Origin of the sequence: Bradyrhizobium ottawaense (assembly GCF_002278135.3) — a bacterium.
In the GTDB taxonomy this organism is placed as follows: Bacteria; Pseudomonadota; Alphaproteobacteria; order Rhizobiales; family Xanthobacteraceae; genus Bradyrhizobium; species Bradyrhizobium ottawaense.
In genome coordinates this window covers 8,286,842-8,310,225 of record NZ_CP029425.2, presented here as the reverse complement: position 1 = coordinate 8,310,225, position 23,384 = coordinate 8,286,842, and the positions used below count along the sequence as shown (strand labels likewise).

22 protein-coding genes are annotated in these 23,384 nt (G+C 65.2%); 19 read left to right on the top strand and 3 right to left on the bottom strand.

The features are described from left to right. Positions 1–13: 13 nt before the first annotated feature. Together boxC and boxB are read left to right on the top strand one after the other, a co-directional pair. Positions 14–1,702 (top strand): 2,3-epoxybenzoyl-CoA dihydrolase, encoded by a 1,689-nt coding sequence (gene boxC / locus CIT37_RS38885; protein WP_038946900.1) that lies wholly within the window; start codon positions 14–16, stop codon positions 1,700–1,702. Positions 1,703–1,855: 153 nt separating this feature from the next. Further along, positions 1,856–3,292: a benzoyl-CoA 2,3-epoxidase subunit BoxB gene (boxB, locus tag CIT37_RS38880; protein ID WP_095425087.1), complete on the top strand. Its 1,437-nt coding sequence runs from the start codon at positions 1,856–1,858 to the stop codon at positions 3,290–3,292. Between the two features lie 272 nt (positions 3,293–3,564). On the opposite strand, the gene CIT37_RS38875 is transcribed toward boxB, so the two are convergent. Both CIT37_RS38875 and CIT37_RS38870 read right to left on the bottom strand, forming a co-directional pair. After that, positions 3,565–4,365 carry an SDR family NAD(P)-dependent oxidoreductase gene (locus CIT37_RS38875; RefSeq protein ID WP_038946902.1) on the bottom strand — a complete coding sequence of 267 codons (801 nt, stop codon included), beginning with the start codon at positions 4,363–4,365 and terminating at the stop codon, positions 3,565–3,567. 287 nt (positions 4,366–4,652) lie between these two features. Continuing rightward, a complete protein-coding gene (locus tag CIT37_RS38870) occupies positions 4,653–5,711 on the bottom strand; it encodes a polysaccharide deacetylase family protein (protein ID WP_028139773.1) in 1,059 nt (352 codons plus the stop codon). Positions 5,712–5,875: 164 nt separating this feature from the next. Here CIT37_RS38870 and CIT37_RS38865 point away from each other — a divergent pair, with 164 nt between their 5' ends. The 14 genes from CIT37_RS38865 (at position 5,876) to phoB (ending at position 18,123) form a co-directional block, all read left to right on the top strand. After that, on the top strand, positions 5,876–7,270 hold the full coding sequence (locus CIT37_RS38865; RefSeq protein WP_028139774.1) for an OmpA family protein: 1,395 nt from the start codon (positions 5,876–5,878) through the stop codon (positions 7,268–7,270). Positions 7,271–7,272: 2 nt separating this feature from the next. Beyond that, on the top strand, positions 7,273–7,569 hold the full coding sequence (locus CIT37_RS38860) for a hypothetical protein (RefSeq protein ID WP_028139775.1): 297 nt from the start codon (positions 7,273–7,275) through the stop codon (positions 7,567–7,569). Between the two features lie 97 nt (positions 7,570–7,666). After that, positions 7,667–8,257 carry a TetR/AcrR family transcriptional regulator gene (locus tag CIT37_RS38855; RefSeq protein ID WP_095425033.1) on the top strand — a complete coding sequence of 197 codons (591 nt, stop codon included), beginning with the start codon at positions 7,667–7,669 and terminating at the stop codon, positions 8,255–8,257. Beyond that, positions 8,254–9,159 (top strand): haloalkane dehalogenase, encoded by a 906-nt coding sequence (locus tag CIT37_RS38850; protein ID WP_095425034.1) that lies wholly within the window; start codon positions 8,254–8,256, stop codon positions 9,157–9,159. The genes CIT37_RS38855 and CIT37_RS38850 overlap by 4 nt, the downstream gene beginning before the upstream one ends. An 11-nt stretch (positions 9,160–9,170) precedes the next feature. Beyond that, entirely contained in the window at positions 9,171–9,398 is a 228-nt protein-coding gene (locus CIT37_RS38845) for an Rdx family protein (protein WP_038946905.1), read from the top strand. A 19-nt stretch (positions 9,399–9,417) separates the two neighbouring features. Then, entirely contained in the window at positions 9,418–9,849 is a 432-nt protein-coding gene (locus CIT37_RS38840) for a GNAT family N-acetyltransferase (protein WP_095425035.1), read from the top strand. A 444-nt stretch (positions 9,850–10,293) separates the two neighbouring features. Next, entirely contained in the window at positions 10,294–11,349 is a 1,056-nt protein-coding gene (locus CIT37_RS38835) for a putative bifunctional lysylphosphatidylglycerol flippase/synthetase (RefSeq protein ID WP_028139780.1), read from the top strand. A gap of 58 nt (positions 11,350–11,407) precedes the next feature. Then, positions 11,408–12,700, top strand: a complete 1,293-nt coding sequence (locus tag CIT37_RS38830; RefSeq protein WP_095425036.1) for an ATP-binding protein — start codon at positions 11,408–11,410, stop codon at positions 12,698–12,700. Positions 12,701–12,850: 150 nt separating this feature from the next. Next, entirely contained in the window at positions 12,851–13,864 is a 1,014-nt protein-coding gene (gene pstS / locus CIT37_RS38825) for a phosphate ABC transporter substrate-binding protein PstS (RefSeq protein WP_028139782.1), read from the top strand. A 140-nt stretch (positions 13,865–14,004) separates the two neighbouring features. After that, positions 14,005–14,994 (top strand): phosphate ABC transporter permease subunit PstC, encoded by a 990-nt coding sequence (gene pstC / locus CIT37_RS38820; RefSeq protein WP_026201750.1) that lies wholly within the window; start codon positions 14,005–14,007, stop codon positions 14,992–14,994. A gap of 4 nt (positions 14,995–14,998) precedes the next feature. Further along, positions 14,999–15,850: a phosphate ABC transporter permease PstA gene (gene pstA / locus CIT37_RS38815; RefSeq protein WP_095425037.1), complete on the top strand. Its 852-nt coding sequence runs from the start codon at positions 14,999–15,001 to the stop codon at positions 15,848–15,850. After that, on the top strand, positions 15,847–16,665 hold the full coding sequence (gene pstB / locus CIT37_RS38810) for a phosphate ABC transporter ATP-binding protein PstB (RefSeq protein WP_028139784.1): 819 nt from the start codon (positions 15,847–15,849) through the stop codon (positions 16,663–16,665). Before pstA ends, pstB begins: the two co-directional genes overlap by 4 nt. Positions 16,666–16,676: 11 nt before the next feature. Next, positions 16,677–17,393: a phosphate signaling complex protein PhoU gene (gene phoU / locus CIT37_RS38805; RefSeq protein ID WP_028139785.1), complete on the top strand. Its 717-nt coding sequence runs from the start codon at positions 16,677–16,679 to the stop codon at positions 17,391–17,393. A gap of 22 nt (positions 17,394–17,415) precedes the next feature. Then, positions 17,416–18,123 (top strand): phosphate regulon transcriptional regulator PhoB, encoded by a 708-nt coding sequence (phoB, locus tag CIT37_RS38800; protein WP_018316913.1) that lies wholly within the window; start codon positions 17,416–17,418, stop codon positions 18,121–18,123. A 229-nt stretch (positions 18,124–18,352) separates the two neighbouring features. On the opposite strand, the gene CIT37_RS38795 is transcribed toward phoB, so the two are convergent. Next, positions 18,353–18,865, bottom strand: coding sequence for a GcrA family cell cycle regulator (locus CIT37_RS38795; RefSeq protein WP_028139786.1), 513 nt, complete (start codon positions 18,863–18,865; stop codon positions 18,353–18,355). A gap of 455 nt (positions 18,866–19,320) precedes the next feature. Here CIT37_RS38795 and CIT37_RS38790 point away from each other — a divergent pair, with 455 nt between their 5' ends. The 3 genes from CIT37_RS38790 (at position 19,321) to CIT37_RS38780 (ending at position 22,786) form a co-directional block, all read left to right on the top strand. Then, positions 19,321–20,529 (top strand): aspartate aminotransferase family protein, encoded by a 1,209-nt coding sequence (locus CIT37_RS38790; protein WP_028139787.1) that lies wholly within the window; start codon positions 19,321–19,323, stop codon positions 20,527–20,529. Next, the gene (gene argF / locus CIT37_RS38785; RefSeq protein ID WP_028139788.1) at positions 20,529–21,464 is read left to right on the top strand and encodes an ornithine carbamoyltransferase; all 936 of its coding nucleotides are present in this window, start codon (positions 20,529–20,531) and stop codon (positions 21,462–21,464) included. The genes CIT37_RS38790 and argF overlap by 1 nt, the downstream gene beginning before the upstream one ends. Positions 21,465–21,778: 314 nt before the next feature. Continuing rightward, positions 21,779–22,786 carry an Hsp33 family molecular chaperone gene (locus CIT37_RS38780; protein WP_028139789.1) on the top strand — a complete coding sequence of 336 codons (1,008 nt, stop codon included), beginning with the start codon at positions 21,779–21,781 and terminating at the stop codon, positions 22,784–22,786. Positions 22,787–23,384 lie beyond the last annotated feature (598 nt).

Below are 23,384 nucleotides of genomic sequence, written 5' to 3'. Positions count from 1 at the left end.
TCAAGGGTGGCCCATGGCCGGGGAAGATCGGCGCCTCGCAGGCGGCGCGACATTCATCGATTTCCAGACCGAACCGTCCCGCTACCGGCACTGGAAGCTCGCGGTCGAGGGTGACGTCGCGACGCTGACCATGGACGTCGACGAGAATGGCGGCCTGTTCGAGGGCTATCTGCTCAAGCTCAACTCCTACGATCTCGGCGTCGACATCGAGCTGGCGGATGCGGTCCAGCGGCTGCGCTTCGAGCACCCCGAGGTGAAGGTCGTGGTGATGCGCTCGGCCAAGAACCGGGTGTTCTGCGCCGGCGCCAACATCCGCATGCTCGCGGGCTCCACCCATGCCCACAAGGTGAACTTCTGCAAGTTCACCAACGAGACCCGCAACGGCATGGAGGATTCGTCCGAGAATTCCGGCCAGCGCTTCATCACCGTGGTGAACGGCTCGGCCGCCGGCGGCGGTTATGAGCTGGCGCTTGCGACCGACCACATCATCCTCGCCGACGATGGCGCTTCCTCGGTGGCGCTGCCCGAAGTGCCGCTGCTCGCGGTGCTGCCGGGCACCGGTGGCCTCACCCGCGTGGTCGACAAGCGCAAGGTGCGCCGCGACCATGCTGACTTTTTCTGCACCATCGAGGAGGGCGTGAAGGGCAAGCGCGCCGTGCAATGGCGCCTCGTCGACGAGATCGCGCCGAACTCGAAGCTCGAAGGCAAGATCGCCGAGCGTGCCAGGGAGTTCGCTGCGGCCTCGAAGCGCAAGGGCAGCGGCAAGGGCATCGCGCTGACACAGCTCAAGCGCGCGATCGACGCGACCAGCATCCGCTACGGCTTCGTCACCGTCGATATCGACCGCACGGCCCGCATCGCCACCATCTCCATCAAGGCGCCGGAGGCCGCAGCACCCGCCGATATCGACGGCATGATGGCGCTAGGCGCGTCGTTCTGGCCGCTCCAGGTCGCGCGTGAGCTCGACGACGCCATCCTGCACTTGCGCATCAACGAGCTCGAGATCGCCATGCTGGTGTTCAAGAGCCATGGCGACCGCGCTCATGTGCTCGCGCACGACGCCTTCCTCGAAGCCAACAAGGCGCACTGGCTGGTCAACGAAATCCGCCACTATTGGAAGCGCGTGCTCAAGCGCATCGACGTCACCTCGCGCACGCTGGTGACGCTGGTCGAGCCCGGCTCCTGCTTTGCCGGCACCTTGGCCGAACTCGTCTTCGCCGCCGATCGCTCCTACATGCTGATCGGCACGCGCCAGGGCGACAACCGTCCGCCGCCGTCGATCGAGCTCTCCGCCATGAATTTCGGCCCGTATCCGATGAGCCACGGCCTGACGCGGCTGGAGTCGCGCTTCCAGGCCGATCCGTCGGATGTGGAGCGCGCCGAAGCCACGATGGGCACCGCGCTCGATGCCGAGCAGGCCGAGGAGCTCGGCCTCGTCACCTTCGCGCTCGACGACATCGACTGGGACGACGAGGTCCGCGTGTTCCTGGAGGAGCGCGCCAGCTTCTCGCCGGACAGCCTCACCGGCATGGAAGCCAGCCTGCGCTTCGTCGGCCCGGAGACGATGGAATCGAAAATCTTCTCGCGCCTGACCGCGTGGCAGAACTGGATCTTCCAGCGCCCGAACGCCGTCGGCGAGGAAGGCGCGCTGCGCCGCTACGGCAGCGGGCAGAAGCCGAAATTCGATATGACGCGGGTGTAACGACTTTCGTGTCCCGGGCGCGCTGCGGCACGAAGTGACGCTGCGCAGAACCGGGACCCAGACGGACGAGACAATGGGTCCCGGCTCAGCAGCGCACCGCTTCGCGTTGCGCAGCGTCCGGGACAAGAAACAAGGAGCACGGCCATGAACATCATGAACGTCGACTACTCGACCAAGATTCCGAACAACGTCAATCTCGCCGAAGATCGCCAAGTGCTCAAAGCGCTCGAGGGCTGGCATCCCGGCTACATGGACTGGTGGAGCGACATGGGGCCGGAAGGTTTCCAGGAGTCGCTGGTGTATTTGCGCACCGCCTATTCGGTCGATCCGCGCGGCTGGGCCAAGTTCGACTACGTCCGCATGCCCGACTATCGCTGGGGCATTCTACTTGCCCCGCAGGAAGAGAACCGCGTCGTGCCGTTCGGCGAGCATTATGGCGAGCCGGCCTGGCAGGAAGTCCCGGGCGAGCATCGCGCCATGCTGCGCCGTCTGATCGTGATCCAGGGCGACACCGAGCCGGCCTCGGTCGAGCAGCAGCGTCATCTCGGCAAGACCGCGCCCTCGCTCTACGACATGCGCAACCTGTTCCAGGTCAATGTCGAGGAAGGCCGCCACCTCTGGGCGATGGTCTATCTGCTGCAGAAATATTTCGGCCGCGACGGCCGTGAGGAAGCAGATGATTTGCTGCGCCGCCGCTCCGGCGATGCTGATGCCCCGCGCATGCTGGGCGCCTTCAACGAGGCGACGCCGGACTGGCTGTCCTTCTTCATGTTCACCTATTTCACCGACCGCGACGGCAAGATGCAGCTGCACAGCCTCGCGCAGTCCGGCTTCGATCCGCTGTCGCGCACCTGCCGCTTCATGCTCACGGAAGAAGCGCACCACATGTTCGTCGGCGAGACCGGCATCACCCGCGTCGTGCAGCGCACCTGCGATGCGATGCGCGAGGCCGGCGTCACCGATCCCACCGACATCGCGAAAGTCCGCGCGCTCGGGGTGATCGATCTTCCGACCATCCAGAAGAAGCTGAACCTGCACTATACGCTGTCGCTCGATCTGTTTGGCTCGGAGGTCTCGACCAACGCAGCCAACGCCTTCAACGCCGGCATCAAGGGCCGCTATCACGAGACCCAGATCGAGGACGATCACCAGCTCAAGAACGCCACCTATCCCGTGCTGAAGTTCATCAACGGCGAGATCAAGCTGGTCGACGAGCCGGCGCTGACCGCGCTCAACATGCGCCTGCGCGACGATTACAGCCAGGATTGCGTCAAGGGCATGCTGCGCTGGAACAAGGTGATCTCGACCGCGGGCTACGACTTCAAGCTGACCTTGCCCAACGTCGCCTTCCACCGCCACATCGGCGAGTTCAAGGACGTGCACGCGACGCCCGACGGTTTGTTGATCGACGACGCCACCTGGGCGAAGCGCAAGGACGAATGGCTGCCCTCGACCGCCGACGGCGACTTCATCACCTCCCTGATGCAGCCCGTCACCGAGAGCGGCAAGTTCGCCTCGTGGATTTCGCCGCCGAAGGTCGGCATCGACAACAAGCCCGGCGATTTCGAATACGTGAAGATCGAGTCGTAGGCGCGGCCTCATCCTCAACTGTCATCCCGGACAAGCACACGCCCGGCAACGCATAGCGTTGCCGGGCGTTTGTGCAGATCCGGGACCCATAACCACAGGGCGAGGTCCTAGCGCGAGCAGGCAACCACGAGTCTGCGCCAAACTCCTCCCTGTGGTTATGGATCCCGGATCTGCTCTCGCTTTGCTCGCTTGTCCGGGACGACACTAAATATGGGGTGAGTGCGTCGCATCTATCAGCTAGCGCACTCTCTCGCTTGGTCCCCCCGGTTCTGCTACCCCGCGATCTCCAGCCCGGCATTCGCATACACCACGCCGCCATCGACGGCGATGGTGTTACCGACCACGTAGTCACCCGCACGCGAGGCGAGATAGATCGCCAGCCCCGCCATGTCCTCGTCGGTCCCGATCCGACGCGCCGGAATGCGCTTTGCGACTTCTTCCGAATGGTCGCGCGCGGCCCGGTTCATGTCGGATTTGAACGCGCCCGGCGCGATCGCGGTGACGTTGATGTTGTCCTTGATCAATTTCGTCGCCATGCGCCGGGTCAGGTGGATCACGGCGGCCTTGCTGGCGGCGTAGGAATAGGTCTCGCTCGGATTGACGAAGATGCCGTCGACCGAGGCGATGTTGATCACCTTGGCCGGACGTTCCGGACTTGCAGCCGCGCGCAGTGGCTTGGCCAGCGCCTTGGTCAGGAAGAACAGCGACTTGACGTTGAGGTCCATCACCTTGTCCCAGCCGCTTTCGGGGAATTCGTCGAACTCCGCGCCCCAGGCAGCACCCGCATTGTTGACGAGGATGTCGAGCTTCGGCTCCAGCTTGATGATCTCGCCGGCGAGCCTGTCGCAGCCTTCGACAGTCGAGATGTCGATCGGCAGCGCGATGCACTCGCCGTCATATTGCGCAGTGAGCTCCTTGGCGGTGGCCTCGCACGGCCCCGCCTTGCGCGCGGTGATGTAGACCTTCGCAGCGCCGGCGCTGAGATATCCCGCCGCGATCATCTTGCCGATGCCGCGCGAGCCGCCGGTCACCAGCGCGACGCGGCCTTTGAGCGAGAACAGATCGTTGAACATGATGCCTCCCTGGGTTGGCAATGTTTTGGGCGGGGAGGGAAGGGGAGTCAAGGAAGGCCGCGCGTGGAGGAGATGGGAGTGTGGCGCGACGGCGGTCCAACCTACTCGGTGTCGTCCCGGACAAGCGTAAGCGCAGATCCGGGATCCATAACCACAGGGAGATGTTTGGCGAAGATTGGTTGTTCGGTACGTCTACCAACCGCAATCGATGGATCATGCGGTATGGGTCCCGGATCGGCGCGCGCTTTGGGCGCGCTTGTCCGGGACGACAGCGGAGATTGCAGCGGCTACGCCGCCGCGATCCGGCGGAAACCGTTCCACATCGCGGTCGCGGCGCCAGAGGTCAGCACCGGCAGGATTCGCGCGTCCTGGTAGTTGCCGTTGAGCGAGACGCGCGGCAGCGCCGTCATGTGGGCGGCATTGTCGGCGAACAGCATGCCGGGCCGCGTCGTTACCGCGGTCTTGAAACCCGCCGTTGCAGCAAGGCCGAATTCGCGCATCCCCGCGGCCTCGCGGTCGCCATAGGGATAGGCGAGATGCAGCACGGGCCGCTGCAGCGCCTGCTCGATCCGTGCGCGGCTCGTGGCGATCTCCTGCGCGGCGACGTCTTCGGCCAGCTTGGCGAGGTTGCAATGGCTGACGCTATGCGCGCCGATCGTGACCAGCGGATCGGCGGCAAAGCTCTTCACCTCGGCCCAGGACAGGCAGAGGCTGCGGCACAGCGCTTCCATGTCGACGTCGTATGTCGTGCAGAGCGCCTCGATCTCTCGCGCCAGATCGTGCTCGCCCGGTAGTGCGCGCAGCCAGTCGTGCAGGCGGTCGAACGTTGCCTGCTTGGCCGCGGGGGTCGTCGCATCGAGCCGCAGCGCGGAATGGCCTACTCTGACGTCGACTTGCTCGGTCTTGGCGATCACGGCCTCCAGCGCCGCCCACCACAGCCGTCCAGTGCCCTCGGCAAAATCGCTCGCGACATAGACCGCCAGAGGCGCGTCAAATTCGCGCAGCACGGGCAGCGCATAGTCCAGATTATCGCGATAGCCGTCATCGAGGGTGAAGGCGGCGAAGCGGCGGTCGAACCGGCCCTGCACCAGCCGCTCATGCAGCTCGTCCATGCTGACGATGTCGATGTCGCGCGAGCGCAGATGGCACAGCGTCGCGCGCAGGAATTCGGGGGTGACTTCGAGATGCCGGTTCGGCTGGAACGCGGCCTCGCGGGCCGGGCGCACGTGGTGCAGCATGAAAATGGCGCCGACGCCCGACAAAAGCGGGCGCAGCAGGTGGTGCGCCCCGCTGAAATAGAGTGCTCCCAGCCCGGCGCGGATGACGTTGTTACGCAGTTGTTTCATGACCCGCTGGCGGACTCTGGCATTCCGCTTTCAACTTACGGAAGAACCCTTGAAGAAAAAGTTATTCCGATTGTCCGGGTGGGGCCTTCGCAAGGGCACCATTTCCGGTTTGACAGCCTGCCAAGGGTTTGTTTTGTCTCCGGTTCCAGAGTTCGGGTCGTCGAATGAAGAAGCTTTTTACGTGGGCCAGCAAATGGTGGCCGGGGCTGATCCCCTTGGCCGTCATGTGGGGATTTGCGGCCTGGAATAATACCTTACCGGTCGAAGCCGACCTGTCGGCGCGCAGCTCGGCTGCGCTGAAAGATACCGTTCTGGACAAGACCCGGATCGCGGTCGATGGCCGCGATGTCAGCCTGGCCGCGGACGCCTTCTCCGAGGAGGGGCGGCGGGATGCCGTGATGGCGGTCGAGACCGTCCCCGGCGTCCGCCTGGTCGACGACCGGACCCGCCTTGTTCCCGAGGCCAAGCCCTTCGTCTGGAACGCCGAGCGCGACGTGGTGCGGGTGACGCTGTCAGGCTCCGCGCCCTTGCCGTCGATGAAGGGCCGGCTGACCGAGGCGGCCCGCAAGGAGGTCGGCGGCGTCGAAGTGGCCGACCAGATGGGGCTGGCGCGCGGTGCGCCGCCGCGGTTCGAGGCCGCAGCGACGCTGTTGCTGGACCAGATCGGCAAGCTGAAGGACGGCAAGATCACGATCACGGACACCAAGGTCAATCTGTCGGGCATGGCGCGCGATCTCGGTGGCCGCGAGGCGATCGTGGCCGCGCTGAAGAACCTGCCCGAGGGCTTTTCGATTGCCGCCAACGACGTCAAGGCGCCGCCCTATATCTTCCAGGCCTACAAGGATCCGGTCGCCGCGACCGTGACGCTGACCGGCTATGTTCCCGACAACACCATCCACGCGGCGATCGCCACCAGCGCCGCGCGAAAATTCTTCACCGAAAAGGTCGTCGACAATCTCAAGGCCAGCATCGGTGCGCCCGGCTCCTTCAACACCGCGGTGATCGCAGCCCTCGGCGCACTGTCGCGACTGTCGACCGGCACGCTCGTCGTCTCCGACCGCGAGGTGAAGCTGTCGGGCGATGCGCTCTACGAGGGCGCGGCCAACGACATCCGCGCAGGCCTCGGCAAGGACTTCCCGAAAAACTGGCAGTACAAGCCGGAGATCACCGTGAAACCGGCGGCAGGCCCGGTCGACGGCACCGTGTGCCAGCAATTGTTCTCCGAGCTCCTGGCCAAGGGCAAGATCCGCTTCGCAGCCAAGCGGGCCGACATCGATCCGGATTCCGCCGCCATCCTCGATCATCTGATCGAGACGGCGCTGCGCTGCCCGACCACCAATGTCGAGGTGGCCGGGCATACCGATGCCGACGGCGAGGACGGCTTCAACCGGGCTCTCTCCGAGAAGCGCGCACAGGCGGTGATCGACTATCTGGTCAAGGCCGGCCTGCCCGCCAGCCGCTTCACCGCGGTCGGCCATGGCAGCACGCAGCCGCTCGCCGGCAACGACACCGACGAAGGCAAGGCGCAGAACCGCCGTATCGAATTCCTGGTGAGGTGACGATGCCCTATCTCGTCTCGTTCCATCTGGGCTGGCTGATCGGCTCGCTGCTGCTGGGCTTTTGCATGGGCTGGATCTCGGTGGTCCAGCGCGGCAACGGCACCTCGAAGGTGACGGCGCGCTGGCTCGCCGCGCTTGCTGCCGCCCTGGTCGCGGCCTCGTTCGCACGCGTCGTCCCCGGCCGCTTCGGCTACTGGCTCGACCTCGGCCTGATCATGTTCGCCTGCTACCTGGTCGGCTGCACCATCGGCGCCTGGCTGCGCGACCGCGTAGTCTCGCGCAGCATGCGGACCGGCTGAAGCTCCGCCGCCAGGCCCCTTTCTGTTCGGACACGTCGTCGAGAGAGACGTCAAACGCTGCGCTTGACAATAATACGTACGTACGTATTATTACTCCATGCCCAAACCCTCACTCAAAGACGCCATCCTCGACGCCGGTCTCAAGGTCATGTTCCGGACCGGCTATCACGGCACCAGCGTGCGCGATGTCACCACTGCGGCAGGCGCCCCGCAGGGGTCCTTCACCAATCATTTTCGCTCCAAGGAAGCGTTCGCCTCCGAGGTGCTCGATCGCTATTTCGAGATCACGAAGGGATTGGTCGCGGAGGCTCTTGAAGACGCATCGCTGACCCCGCGGGCGCGGCTCAAACGCTATCTCGACATCATCACCGGACGGCTCGAAGCCGACGGCTACGGACGCGGCTGCCTGATCGGCGATCTCAGCCTGGAAGCGGGCGGCAGCAGCGAGATGCTGCGCACCCGCCTTGCCGAAATCTTTGCCGAATGGCGCATGCCCTTCGCTGCCTGCATCAGCGAGGCGCAGAGAAGCGGCGAGATCGATTCCGAATTCGAGCCGGAGGAGCTTGCCGACTTCCTGCTCGCGTCCTGGCAGGGCGCGATCCTGCGCATGAAGGTCGACCGCACGTCCAAGCCGCTCGAGCGTTTCAAGTCCATCGCATTCAAGACCGTCTTCAAGGAGCCGACATGAGCCAGCAAGCCGAGATCCAGATCCGAAGCGCTTCCGTGCTGGGAAGCACGATGGCGTATCGCGACACAGGTGCGCAGGATGCGCCGGTCGCGCTCTTCCTTCACGGTAATCCGACGTCGTCGTATATCTGGCGAAACATCCTGCCGCTGGTGGCGCCTGTGGCGCGCTGCATCGCGCCCGATCTCATCGGCTTCGGCCGGTCCGGCAAGCCCGACATAGCCTACCGCTTCTTCGACCACGTCCGCTATCTCGACGCGCTGATCGAGGAACTCGGCATCAGCTCAGCCTATCTCGTTGCGCAGGATTGGGGCACGGCGCTCGCATTTCATCTCGCGGCGCGCCGGCCGGCCTTCGTGCGCGGCCTCGCCTTCATGGAGTTCATCCGGCCGATGCCGACCTGGCAGGATTTCCACCAGGCCGAAACTGCGCGCCAGACTTTCCGCAAGTTCAGGACGCAAGGCGACGGAGAGGCCATGATCCTGGAGGCGAACGCCTTCGTCGAACGCGTGCTGCCGGGCGGTATCATGCGCACCTTGAGCGACGACGAGATGGCGCCTTATCGCGCGCCCTTTCCGACCCCGGACAGCCGCCGTCCCGTGCTTGCCTTGCCTCGGGAATTGCCAATCGCCGGCGAGCCCGCCGACGTCTATGAAGCGCTTCGATCGGCTCATGCGTCGCTCAAGGCGTCCGCATATCCGAAGCTGCTGTTCGCAGGCGAGCCGGGCGCCATCGTCGCCCCCGAATTTGCCGAGACGTTCGCTGCCTCGCTGAAGCACTGCGCGCTTGTCCGCCTCGGGCCCGGCCTGCACTATCTCCAGGAAGACCACCCCGACGCGATCGGTCGTTCCGTTGCCGGCTGGATCGCCGGCATTGAAGCGGTGCGTCCCCAGCTTGCGGCCTGAAGGAGGACGAGATGTCCGACGTAACCATCATCTATTGCCGGCCGTGCGGCTACGAGAAGCGTGCCAAAGAGGCGGCCGTGGCGCTGCGCCGGCAGCTAGGGCTGGAATCCGATCTCGTCCCCGGCAAGGGTGGCGTCTTCCAGGTCAAGCTCGGTGACCGGATCGTCGCCAGCCGCAGCAAAGGACATTTTCCTGACGGCGACGAAATCGTCGCTGCCGTCACCGCCGCGCGGGACTGAGCCGGGGAGGGTCTTCGCGATGTCGATTGTCTGGGCCGACGATCTCGCCGGGATCGACTGGGATGAGCTATCCGAACTCTATCGCATCGCGCCGCTCGGCAACAAGGCGCCGGCCGATCTCGCGCTGGTGTTCGGCAACAGCATGTTTCGCGCCTTCGCCAATGAGGATGGTCGCATCGTGGGGGTGGGACGCGTCCTGGCCGACGGCCGCGACTGCGCCTATCTCTGTGACATCGCGGTGCACCCGGACCGCCAGGGGCGAGGTCTCGGCCGCGACATTATCGAGCGTTTGCTTGTGCGTTGCCGCGGCCATCGCAAGGTCATCCTCTACGCCGTCCCGGGCAAGGAAGGATTTTACGAACGCCTGGGCTTCAGGCGGATGACCACGGCCATGGCGATCTTCGAAGACCAGGCCGGAGCCTATGGTCGCGGCTATTTGACCGCGCCTTGAGGCCGCGCCCGGGGCCCGCGACCTTCCGGCGCATCGGACACCCCGTGAACGACGCCGGGATTGCCCCCTCTTTCAACGGGCCGGCGCGGTCCATAGATTGACGCGGTCCATAGATTGACGTCGGCTTAAGGCGTGCAGGAACATTGTGCGGCCGAAATCATCAAAACTTCATGGCGCCTGCGCAGGATCGCCATGGAGATTCGCCTCAAGTCCTGCCGCCGAAGGCGCCAAACCGTGCATCAGGAGCCCGCAACCCTGCCTAAAATATTGAATGCACGTGTTTTTGTTCGAATTGGCGAATTCCACTCCGCCCCAAAACGCGCTAGTGGAGGGCAGGGGGGCATGCGCGATACCGGAGCCGGCGGCGAGGGTTCGTTGAGTGCCTGTGCGTCGTCCGCCTGTTCGCCGGCCACCCTGGCCGCTGAAGCGTTGTTCGAGGTCTAGATGCTGGAAGCCATACGCAGGGCGATGTCGTTTCTGCGCCAGAAGCAAGTCCTGCATAAGCTTGGCGTTGTGATCAGCGTCGCGGTCATCGGCATCGCTTGCTATGTGCTCTACCACATGCTGCGAGGCATCGATTTCAACGAAGTCCTCGAAGCGATCAAGAGCACCGAGCCGACCCAGATCGCGATGGCGGCGCTGTTCGTCACCGCGGGCTATTTCACCCTGACCTTCTACGACCTGTTCGCCGTGCGCGCGATCGGCCATGCCCATGTGCCCTATCGCATCAACGCGCTCGCGGCCTTCACCAGCTATTCGATCGGCCACAATGTCGGGGCATCCGTCTTCACCGGCGGTGCGGTGCGCTATCGCATCTATTCGGCCTACGGGCTGAACGCGATCGACGTCGCGAAGATCTGCTTCCTCGCCGGCCTGACCTTCTGGCTCGGCAATGCCGCCGTGCTCGGCCTCGGCATCTCCTATCATCCGGAGGCAGCCGCCTCGATCGACCAGCTGCCGCCCTGGCTGAACCGGGCGCTGGCACTGATGATCATCGTCGGGCTGGTCGGCTATGTGGTCTGGGTCTGGACCCAGCCGCGCGTGGTCGGCCGCGGGCCCTGGACCGTGGTGCTGCCGGGCGGCCCGCTGACGCTGCTGCAGATCGCGATCGGCATCGTCGATCTCGGTTTCTGCGCGCTCGCGATGTATGTGCTGGTCCCCGACGAGCCCAATCTCGGCTTCGTGGTGGTCGCGGTGATCTTCGTCTCGGCCACCCTGCTCGGCTTCGCCAGCCACTCGCCCGGCGGGCTCGGGGTGTTCGACGCCGCCATGCTGGTCGGTCTCTGGCAGATGGATCGCGAGGAACTTCTGGGCGGCATGCTGCTGTTCCGCGTCCTCTATTATCTGTCGCCCTTCGTCATATCTGTAATCTTGCTGACGTTTCGCGAAGTTATCATCGGCGCACGATCGAAGCGCTTGCAGCAGGCGGCGCTCAAGCTCGACCCCGGCCCGGCGCGTGAAGCCGCTTATGTGAGAGAGCGCAGCGACAGCGGTGCCTGACGGCGCCAAGCCTTATTTGGACAGGCCTTCAGACAAGCCCCAGGAGAAGTCCGCCCCGATGGCGATCGACGCCCCATCTTCTCCCTCCGCGCAGCCCTGGTCCGACCGGCTGCGGCATTCGACCGTGATCCTGATCGCCGCGGCGCTGGCGCTGTCCGTCGTCGTCTCGCTCGGCGAATTGTCGGCGCTGCACGCCGCCATCGTGTTCCTCTGTATCGCGGCGGCCGCGCTGATCCCGTGGCGGCTGCACGATCCCGCCGCGTCGCGCGACGACGTCAGGCGCATCAACCCGGTCGAGAGCGCGGCGGTGGCCGCCGTCGTCGCCGGCATGCCGGATCCGGCGGTGCTGCTCGACCGCGCCGGCCGCGTCATCCACCTCAACGCCGCCGCCGCCCAGCTCGCGCCGGCGCTGCGCCGGAACGAGCTCGCCCAGTTCGCGCTGCGCTCGCCGGAGATCATCACGGCGCTGCGCGAAGCGATCGCGACCACCGAGCCGCGGCGCGCGACCTATCTCGACCACGTCCCGGTCGATCGCTGGATGGAGCTCATGATCACGCCGGTGCCGGTGCCGACCAGCTTCGGCGGCGCCGACAAATGCATGCTGATGACCTTCCACGACCAGACGCCGCTGCGCCGGGTCGAGGAGATGCGCGCCGACTTCGTCGCCAATGCCAGCCACGAGCTGCGCACGCCGCTGGCCGCGCTGTCGGGCTTCATCGACACGCTGCAGGGCCAGGCCAAGGACGATCCCAAGGCGCGCGAGCGCTTCCTCGGCATCATGCACAACCAGGCCACCCGCATGGCGCGCCTGATCGAGGATCTGTTGTCGCTGTCGCGGGTCGAGCTGTCGGCCCATGTCCGGCCCGACACCCTGGTCGATTTGCTGCCGATCATCCGCCAGGTCGCCGACGGGCTCGAGCCGCTGGCGCGCGAGCGCCAGGTCGAGGTCGAGATCCATCTGCCGGATAGTCCGGTGATGATCGCGGGCGACCGCGAGGAGCTGCTCCGCCTGTTCGAGAATTTGATCGAGAACGCGCTCAAATACGGTGCCTCCGGCGGACGCGTCATCGTGTCGCTGACCTCAGCCGCAGCCACTGATGGAACTCAGGAAATCCGGATCATGGTCCGCGATTTCGGCCCCGGCATCGCGCCCGAGCACCTGCCGCGGCTGACCGAGAGGTTCTACCGGGTCGACGTCGGCGACAGCCGCTCGCAGGGCGGCACCGGGCTCGGATTATCGCTGGTGAAACATATTCTTAACCGCCATCGCGGCCGGCTTTTGATCGAAAGTGTGCCCCGGCAGGGCGCCACTTTCACCGCCTGTTTTCCCCAGGCCAAGACTTTAGTTTAGATCTAGAACTCAAGCGATTCCAATCGCTTGAGGGTGTCATCCGACTGTCACGAAACCTTCGTAAAAGCACAGCCGACCGCTCCTAAAGGGGCGGCGCGGGGAGCGCGATCGGGCGCTGATGGCGCTTCGCTCCCCTGTATGGAGACCAGCATGAATTTCCTCAAGACGATCGTCGCTGCCGGCTTGGTCGCCGCATCGGCGACAGCGGCCTTTGCTGCCGACATCACCGGCGCCGGCGCCACGTTCCCGTTCCCGATCTATTCCAAATGGGCTGACGCCTACAAGAAGGAGACCGGCAACGGTCTGAACTACCAGTCGATCGGTTCCGGCGGCGGCATCAAGCAGATCCAGGCCAAGACCGTGACCTTCGGCGCCAGCGACGCGCCGCTCAAGGCCGAGCAGCTCGAGAAGGACGGCCTCGTGCAGTGGCCGATGGTGATGGGGGCCATCGTCCCCGTCGTCAACCTCGAGGGCGTGAAGCCCGGCGAGATGGTGTTCGACGGCGAGACGCTCGCCAGCATCTATCTCGGCAAGATCACCAAGTGGGACGACGCCGCGATCAAGAAGCTCAATCCGAACGTGAAGCTGCCTTCGGAAGCCATCACCGTGGTCCGCCGCTCGGACGGCTCGGGCACCACCTTCAACTTCACCAACTATCTCGCCAAGGCCAGCGCGGACTGGAAGAGCAAGGTCGGTGAGGGCACCGCGGTCGAGTGGCCGGTCGGCGTCGGCGCCAAGGGCAACGAAGGCGTGTCGGGCAACATCAGCCAGACCAAGAACTCGATCGGTTACGTCGAGTACGCCTATGCCAAGCAGAACAAGCTGACCTACACCGGTCTCGTCAACAAGGCCGGCAAGCCGGTGCAGCCGACCGTCGAAGCCTTCCAGGCGGCCGCCTCCAACGCCGACTGGGCCAAGGCGCCCGGCTACTACGTCATCCTGACCGACCAGCCCGGCGAGAAGTCCTGGCCGATCACGGCGGCGACCTTCATCCTCATGCACAAGGACGCCACCGACAAGGCGGCCTCGCAGGAAGCCATCAAGTTCTTCCGCTGGGCCTTCAAGAGCGGCGGCAAGGCGGCTGAAGAGCTCGACTACATCCCGATGCCCGAGGGCGTCGTGACCCTGATCGAGAAGACCTGGGCTGCCGAGATCAAGAGCTAAGGTGCTCCTGTCCCGGACGCCGCGCCGGGACCCGCGAGACTTCCGCTCCGGATCGGCGTGCGCCGCGTCCGGAGCGCGAGACCGACAAAAAGACTGACAACAAGCGTATATAACGGGCACAGGGGATCGGCGTGGCAGAGATGGCCGTTCAGAGCGATGTAATCGACGACGCCGGACCGTATGACCGCGCCAAGGCCTTGAGCGCGTTCAAGCTCGGCGACGTCACCTTCTACTGGATCACGCGGCTGTCCGCGATCTCGGTGCTCCTCATTCTCGGTGGCATCATCGTCTCGCTGATCGTCGGCGCGTTCCCGGCGATGAAGGAATACGGCTTCTCCTTCCTGTGGACGCAGCGCTGGGCGCCGTCGGCCGATCCGCCCGTGCTCGGCGCGCTCGGGCCGATGTACGGCACGCTCGTCACCTCCTTCATCGCCATGCTGATCGCCATTCCCGTCGGTCTCGGCATTGCGATCTTCCTCACCGAGCTCTGCCCGCAATGGCTGCGCCGCCCGATCGGCATGGCGATCGAGCTGCTCGCCGGCATTCCCTCGATCATCTACGGCATGTGGGGCTTCTTCGTGCTGGGCCCGTTCCTGGCCAACACCTTCCAGCCCTTCATGATCAGAATATTCGACGGCGTGCCCGTGCTGGGCGCGATCTTCGCAGGTCCGCCGTCCTATCTCAGCACGTTCAACGCCGCGCTGATCCTCGCCATCATGGTGCTGCCCTTCATCACCTCGATCTCGGTCGACGTGTTCAAGACGGTGCCGCCGGTGCTGAAGGAGGCCGCCTACGGCGTCGGCTGCACCACCTGGGAAGTCGTCCGCAGCGTGGTGATCCCCTACACCCGCGTCGGCATCATCGGCGGCGTCATGCTGGCGCTGGGCCGCGCCCTCGGCGAGACCATGGCGGTGACCTTCATCATCGGCAACTCGTTCCGCATCTCCTCATCGATCTTCGCGCCGGGCACCACGATCTCGGCGGCGATCGCATCCGAATTCGCCGAGAGCGACGGCCTGCACCAGTCCGGCCTGATCCTGCTCGGCCTCTTGCTGTTCGTGCTGACGTTCTTCGTGCTGGCCGCAGCGCGGCTGATGCTGATGCGGCTGGACAAGAAGGCGGGGAAGTAACGTCATGGCGCTCAATCCGATCTATTCGCGTCGTCGCCGCAAGGACATCGTCATCCGCGGGCTCTGCTTCGCCGCGGCCGCCTTCGGCGTCACCTGGCTCGCGCTGATCCTGATCACGCTGCTCTTCAACGGCCTGGCCGGCCTCAATCTTGAGATCTTCGTCGCGGATACGCCGCCGCCGGGTTCGACCGAGGGCGGCCTGCGCAACGCGATCGTCGGTTCGATCATCATGACGTTGATCGGCGTCGGCATCGGCGCGCCGCTCGGCCTGTTCGCCGGCACCTACCTTGCCGAATACGGCCGCAACGACCGGCTGACCTCGGTGATCCGCTTCATCAACGACATCCTGCTCTCGGCGCCCTCGATCATCATCGGCCTGTTCATCTATGGCGCGGTGGTGGTGCCGATGCGTGGCTTCTCCGCGATCGCGGGCGCGCTGGCGCTCGCCGTCATCGTGATCCCGGTCGTGCTGCGCACCACCGAGGACATGCTGCTGCTGGTGCCGAGTCCGCTGCGCGAGGCGGCCTCGGCGCTCGGCCTGCCGCGCTCGCTGGTGATCAAGCGTATCGCCTATCGTGCGGCCCGGTCGGGCCTCATCACCGGCGTGCTGCTCGCCACCGCCCGTGTCGCCGGCGAGACCGCGCCGCTGCTCTTCACCGCGCTGTCGAACCAGTTCTTCAGCCTCGGCCTGAACAAGACGATGGCCAATTTGCCGGTCACCATCAACAACTTCGTCCAGAGCCCCTACGCCTATTGGAAGCAGCTCGCCTGGAGCGGCGCGCTGCTGATCACGCTCACCGTGCTTGCCCTGAACATTGGCGCGCGCATCCTCGGCGCCGAGAGGACTGCAAAATGACCGACCTGTCCGTATCCATGAGTTCCAACGCTCATCTGGCCTCGCAGCCGCTGCCGGAAGCTCCGGCCAAGGTGACGGTGCGCAATCTCAATTTCTATTACGGCGAGCACCACGCGCTGAAGAACATCAACCTGACGCTGGGCGCCAACCGTGTCACGGCGTTCATCGGCCCGTCGGGCTGCGGCAAGTCGACCCTGCTGCGCATCTTCAACCGGATGTACGACCTCTATCCGGGCCAGCGCGCCACCGGCCAGCTCATGCTGGACCAGACCAACATCCTCGACCCCAGGCTCGACCTCAATCTGCTGCGCGCCCGGGTCGGCATGGTGTTCCAGAAGCCGACGCCGTTCCCGATGACGATCTACGAGAACATCGCCTTCGGCATCCGCCTCTACGAGAAGATCTCGAAGTCCGAGATGGACGACCGCGTCGAGAAGGCGCTGCGCGGCGGCGCGCTGTGGAACGAGGTCAAGGACAAGCTCAACGCCTCCGGCCTGTCGCTCTCCGGCGGCCAGCAGCAGCGCCTGTGCATCGCCCGCACCGTCGCGGTGCGGCCCGAGGTGATTCTGTTCGACGAGCCCTGCTCGGCGCTCGATCCGATCTCGACCGCCAAGGTCGAGGAGCTGATCCAGGAGCTGTCCGAGAACTACACGATCGCGATCGTCACGCACAACATGCAGCAGGCGGCGCGCGTCTCCGACAAGACCGCCTTCATGTATCTCGGCGAGCTGATCGAGTTCGACGACACCAGCAAGATCTTCACGTCGCCGAGCGACCGGCGCACGCAGGATTACATTACCGGCCGGTTCGGCTGAGGAGACGCGACATGGGTACTGAACATACCGCAAAAGCTTTCGACACCGACCTCCAGGAGCTCACCCGCCTGGTCGCCGAGATGGGCGGCATCGCCGAGCGCATGATCGTCGATTCCGTCGGCGCGCTGATCCGCCGCGACGTCGCGCTCGGCCAGCGCGTCGTCGCCATCGACGCCGAGCTCGACGCGCTGCAGAAGCGCATCGAGGAACGCGCCGTGCTCACCATCGCCCGCCGCCAGCCGATGGCGGTGGATTTGCGCGAGATCGTCGGCGCCATGCGCGTTGCGACCGACCTCGAGCGCATCGGCGACCTCGCCAAGAACATGGGCAAGCGCGTCGCCGCGCTGGAGACCGACTTCCATCCGCTGAAACTGTTCCGCGGCCTGGAGCACATGACCGACCTCGTGCAGCAGCAGGTCAAGTCGGTGCTGGACGCCTATGCCGCACATGATCTGCCGGCGGCGATGGCGGTGTGGAAGGGCGACGAGGAAGTCGACGCGATCTGCACCTCGCTGTTCCGCGAGCTCCTCACCTACATGATGGAGGATCCGCGCAACATCTCGTTCTGCATCCATCTGATGTTCTGCGCCAAGAACATCGAGCGGATCGGCGACCACGCCACCAACATCGCCGAGACCGTGTTCTACATGATCGAAGGCCAGGCGATCACCGACAAGCGGCCGAAGGGCGACATGACCACCTTCGCCACGACGGTCCCGAATACCTGAAGACTCAAGGAGCGACGACCCGATGGGCGCACGCATTATGGTGGTTGAGGACGAGGAAGCTCTCACCGAGCTGCTTCGCTACAACCTCGAAGGCGACGGCTATGACGTCGAGACGGTCATGCGCGGCGACGACGCCGACACCCGCCTCAAGGAGCACATCCCGGACCTGATCGTGCTCGACTGGATGCTGCCGGGCCTGTCGGGCATCGAGCTGTGCCGGCGCCTGCGGACCCGGCCCGACACCAAGCAGCTGCCGATCATCATGCTCACCGCGCGCGGCGAGGAGAGCGAGCGGGTGCGGGGACTTGCGACCGGCGCCGACGACTACATCGTCAAGCCGTTCTCGGTGCCAGAGCTCTTGGCGCGCGTGAAGGGCCTGCTTCGCCGCGCCAGTCCTGAGCGACTCGCGACAGTGCTGGCCTATGGCGACATCGAGCTCGACCGCGACAAGCGTCGCGTGGCGCGCTCGGGCCGGCCGATCGATCTCGGTCCGACCGAATATCGCCTGCTGGAGTTCTTCCTGGAGCATCCGGGCCGCGTGTTCTCGCGCGAGCAGCTGCTCGACAGCGTCTGGGGCCGCGACATCTACATCGACGAGCGCACCGTCGACGTCCATATCGGCCGCCTGCGCAAGCTGCTCAATCTCGGCCGCGAGCAGGACCCGATCCGCACCGTCCGCGGCGCCGGCTACGCGCTCGACGATCGCTTCGCGAAGGCGGAGCAGACGTAAGGTTTGCAGGCGTTGGGGTTTGGTGGGCTGCCGCCACATTCTCCGGTGTCGTCCCTGCGAAAGCATGGACCCATAACCACAGGCAGTGGTTTGGCGAAGACTCGGAGTGACCATCTCGCGCAACAACAGCGCCCTATGGTTATGGATCCCCGCGTTCGCGGGGATGACACCGAGTTGGTTGAGGCGCCGTCGTGTGACGGCTGCCGTCTTTGCGATCAGCTAAATCCACTCACCGCGGACCCGGCTTTGCCGGGGCACGCCGGCGATCCGCCGCCGGCTGATACGCGACGCGCGAGTGCTGGGCGCAGTAGGGCAGGCCGGACAGCGCCCTGCCGCCGCAGAAGAAGAAATCGGGGCTGGAGGGATCGCCGACCGGCCAATGGCAGGTGGCCTCGTTCAGCTCGAGCAGCGACAGCCGCTGGCTCATCGGCACCACGTTGTCGTAGGTGACCGGTTCGGCCTCCACCTCGACCTCGAAGGCCTGCGCCAGCGCGGTGTTGCCGCGCGCAATGGGGCGGGTCACCCGCATCATGTGCTGCGCGGGACGCGCCTTGCGCGGCCGGGGCGCTGCCGATGAAGGGCTCTTGGCACGGCCGGACAGACCGAGCCTGTGCACTTTGCCGATCACGGCATTGCGGGTCACATTGCCGAGTTCAGCTGCGATCTGGCTGGCCGAAAGTCCGGCCTCCCAGAGCTTTTTCAGCTGCTCGACGCGATCGTCGGACCAGGTCAAAACCGTCATTGCACCCTTTCCCTCGCTACGCGCCGCCATCCTGGGGCCTCGCAGCGATTGCCTAAGCCTTCAAAAACCCGTGCCGTCAGAATCCCTTAAGGCTCGCCGGGCGCGTGACTGACGCCCGAACGTTTACGCCGGTACAAGAGGACTCTTGGGATCAGAACCGCTGCACGAGATGTCGTATCTGACAATCCAAACGCTACAATATGGCGTGACTCCCGCGCAAGAGTCCGCCGACTCGCTTCCACATGTTCCGTGGTGAAAACCCGCAAAATCGGCACCGCAAGACTACGGATTCAGCGTTTCCCGAGGCTTTCCGGGCGGCATTGACACCCGTCTTGCCAGGCATAAGATAGTCGCGCGTGCCGCCCTTAAAAGGCGGCACGTTTCGTTTTCCGGGCCGGTCGATGGTGCGTTGCGCAATGCACGCGTCACACCGTCCGCAACATTCAAGTGACATCATGACTAACAGCGCAGCGCCGCATTTGCTCCCCGTTTTCGCCAGAGCCGACCTCGGCTTCGAGCGCGGCGAAGGCTGCTGGCTGATCGCGACCAATGGCGATCGCTATCTCGATTTCACCTCGGGCGTGGCTGTGAATGCGCTCGGCCATTGCCACCCGCATCTGATCAAGGCGCTGCAGGAGCAGGCGACGAAGCTCTGGCACATGTCGAACCTGTTCCAGAGCCCGGATGGCGAGAAGCTCGCCAACCGGCTCTGCAACGAGAGCTTTGCCGACTTCGTGTTCTTCTGCAATTCGGGCGCCGAAGCGCTGGAGGGTGTGATCAAGCTGGTCCGCCATCATCACTTCTCCAAGGGACATCCGGAACGTTATCGCATCATCACCTTCGAAGGCGCCTTTCACGGCCGTACGCTGGCGACGCTCGCCGCGACCGGATCTGCAAAATATCTCGAAGGCTTTGGCCCGCCCATGGATGGCTTCGACCAGGTGCCGCATGGCGATATCGAGGCCGTCAAGAAGGCGATCGGCCCGCACACCGCGGGCATCCTGATCGAGCCGATCCAGGGCGAGGGCGGCGTGCGTTCGGCAACGCCGACCTTCCTCAAGGCGTTGCGCCAGCTCTGCGACGAGAAGGGCCTGCTGCTCGCCTTCGACGAGGTGCAGACCGGCATGGGCCGCAGTGGTGATCTGTTCGCGTATCGGCGCACCGGCGTCACGCCGGACGTGATGTCGCTGGCGAAGGCGCTTGGCGGCGGCTTCCCGATCGGCGCGGTGCTGGCGACCGCGGATGCGGCCGCCGGCATGGGGCCCGGCTCGCACGGCTCGACCTTCGGCGGCAATCCGCTGGCGATCTCCGCGGCCAACGCGGTGCTCGACGTCATGCTCAAGCCCGGCTTCTTCGACCACGTGCAGAGAATGTCGCTGCTGCTGAAGCAGAAGCTTGCCTCCGTGATCGACCGTCATCCCGATGTCGTCAGCGAAGTGCGCGGCGAAGGCCTCCTGATCGGCATCAAGGCCGTGGTGCCCTCCGGCGATCTGGTCGCGGCCCTGCGTCACGAAAAGCTGCTCACTGTCGGGGCCGGCGACAATGTCGTGCGTTTCCTGCCGCCGCTGATCGTGACCGAAGCCGAGATCGAGGACAGCGTCGGGCGGCTCGAGCGCGCCTGCGCCGCAATCTCGTCCAGCCAGACCAAGCGGGCGGCAAGCTGATGAGCAAGTCCCCCAATAAAACTCCAAAGCACTTCCTCGATATCAACGAGCTGCCGCTGTCGGAGCTCAAGCGCATGCTTGCAGCTTCGTCCGCGATGAAGGCGAAGCAGAAGGCGCAGCAGCCGGTCAGGCCGCTCGAAGGCAAGACGCTGGCGATGATCTTCGAGCGCCCGTCGACCCGGACACGCGTGTCGTTCGACGTCGCGATGCGTCAGCTCGGCGGCGAGCCCATCATGCTCACCGGTGCCGAGATGCAGCTCGGCCGCGGCGAGACCATCGCCGACACCGCGCGCGTGCTGTCGCGCTATGTCGACGCCATCATGATCCGCATCCTCAACCACGATGCGCTGCTGGAGCTCGCGGCCAACGCCACCGTGCCGGTCATCAACGGCCTGACGCGGCGCTCGCATCCCTGCCAGGTGATGGCCGACCTCATGACCTATGAGGAGCATCGCGGCCCGATCGAGGGCAAGACGGTGGCCTGGACCGGCGACGACAACAACGTGCTGGCGTCCTGGGCTCACGCCGCCGAGCGCTTCAAGTTCCAGCTCAATGTCGCAACGCCGCCGGAGCTCGCGCCGAAAAAGGCGATGCGCGACTTCATCAAGGCGACCGGCGCGCCGATCATGCTCGGCACCGATCCGGAAGCCGCCGTGCGCGGCGCCGACTGCGTCGTCACCGACACCTGGGTGTCGATGGGCGACAAGGAAGGCGAGCACCGCCACAACGTGCTGAAGCCCTATCAGGTCAACGGCAAGCTGATGTCGCTGGCCAAGCCCGACGCGCTGTTCATGCACTGCCTGCCCGCCCATCGCGGCGAGGAGGTCACGGATGAAGTGATCGACGGTCCGCAATCGGTCGTGTTCGACGAGGCCGAAAACCGCCTGCATGCGCAGAAGGGCATTCTGGCCTGGTGTTTTGACGCGGTGAAGTAGCTTCGCTGGAGGCCCGGCGATCACCTCACATACGGTGTCGTCCCGGACAAGCGCAGCTTCTGGCAACGCGTAGCGTTGTCCAGAACGGAGCGCCGATCCGGGACCCATAGCCACAGGACTGAGTTTGGCGAGGACTCGGAGTTGTCAGCTCGCGCCATCACGTCATCCTGTGGTTATGGATCCCGGGCTCGCGCTTCGCGCGCCCCGGGACGACACCGAGTTTGAGGTTGCTTCGTTCAGTTCGACTTGTATCCGGAACATACCACCGCCGCCGCCCCCTTCCATTTCCGCCCTCCGACCCCAGATAACGCCCCATGGTTTCCCAATCCCCTGAGATGAAAGCCGGCCCCGAAGGCCCGGTTCGCGCGCCATCAGCGGTTCCGATCGATGACGCCGTGTTGCCCTACGAGGTCGACGCGCTCGACGTGCGCGGGCGCCTAGTGCGGCTTGGCCCGGCGCTCGACGAGATCCTGACCAAGCACGATTATCCGGCGCCGGTCGGCAAGCTGCTCGGCGAGGCCATCGTGCTGACGACGCTGCTCGGCACCGCGCTGAAATTCGAGGGCCGCTTCATCCTGCAGGCCCAGACCGACGGCCCGGTGTCGTTCCTGGTCGTCGACTACATGGCGCCGGATCGCCTGCGGGCCTATGCGCGCTTCGATGCCGCGCGTCTCGGCGATACCAGGGATTCCGGCACGCTGCTCGGCCGCGGTCATCTCGCCATGACCATCGACCAGGGCCCCGACATGAGCCGCTACCAGGGCCTGGTCGCGCTCGACGGCGGCAGCCTGGAAGACGCCGCTCACGAATATTTCCTGCGCTCCGAGCAGATCCCGACGCGCGTGCGCCTCGCGGTCGGCGAGGAGTGGCGTTCGAACGACGGCGGCAAGCATCGCTGGCGCGCCGGCGGCATGCTGATGCAATTTCTGCCGAAGGCGCCCGAGCGCGCGCGGCAGGCCGATCTGCATCCCGGCGATGCCCCCGATGGCGTCGAGGTGCACAGCGTTGCCGAAGACGATGCCTGGGTCGAGGCGCGTTCGCTGATCGAGACCGTCGAGGACGTCGAGCTGATCGATCCCGAGCTCTCCGGCGAGCGGCTGCTGTTCCGCCTGTTCCACGAGCGCGGCGTGCGCGTGTTCAATCCGATGGTGCTCAAGGCGCAATGCTCCTGCTCGCGCCATGCGGTCGCCTCGATGCTGAAGAGCTTTTCGCCCGACGATCGCGCCGCGATGGTGAAGGACGACAAGGTCGTCGTCACCTGCGAGTTCTGCTCGTCGGTGTACGATTTCACGCCGGACGAGGCCGGCGTGGAGGACGCGTAATTCGCAGGCGCTTGGCGAGCTCTCGTAGCTTCGTAGGGTGGGCAAAGCGAAGCGTGCCCACGATCTGCGTGTGACTGGGAGAATTCGTGGGCACGTCGCGCAAGAGCGCGCCTTTGCCCACCCTACGGCACCGCGCGTGTGTCGCCCTCTGTCAATCCTCGTCGCCGAAAATATTCCACTTTGCCGAAATTCGGTTTCGGCGTATGAATTGCGCATCCCGGCTCACCAAGAGGGGCGATCATGTGTCGTCACGCATCGCGAGCCGGGCTTGCGGTGGACGCGGCAGCGTCGGCACGAGAGGTGCGGGCAGGGCGGGTAGTCCCTGTGAGTCCGAGGCTTCGTGCAGACGACGGCGCTGCTAGGCTTCGTCTCGTCTGTAAGTTTCCGGCTTCGTCGACGGGGCCAGGAAAAACTGCGGCGAAATGGCGGGCCGTGCGTACGGCAAAACCGTGTGGTCCTGGCCGTCGTTGCCACGGTCAAGTCTTGCGAAGGTGCGAGCGAGCCCAACCGGGCAGACTGCATCATCCAATTCGCGGGGCGAGGGAGGCCAGAAGGAATGGTCGGCTCCCGGGAGATCACGGCATAAGCCGTCCAGCCA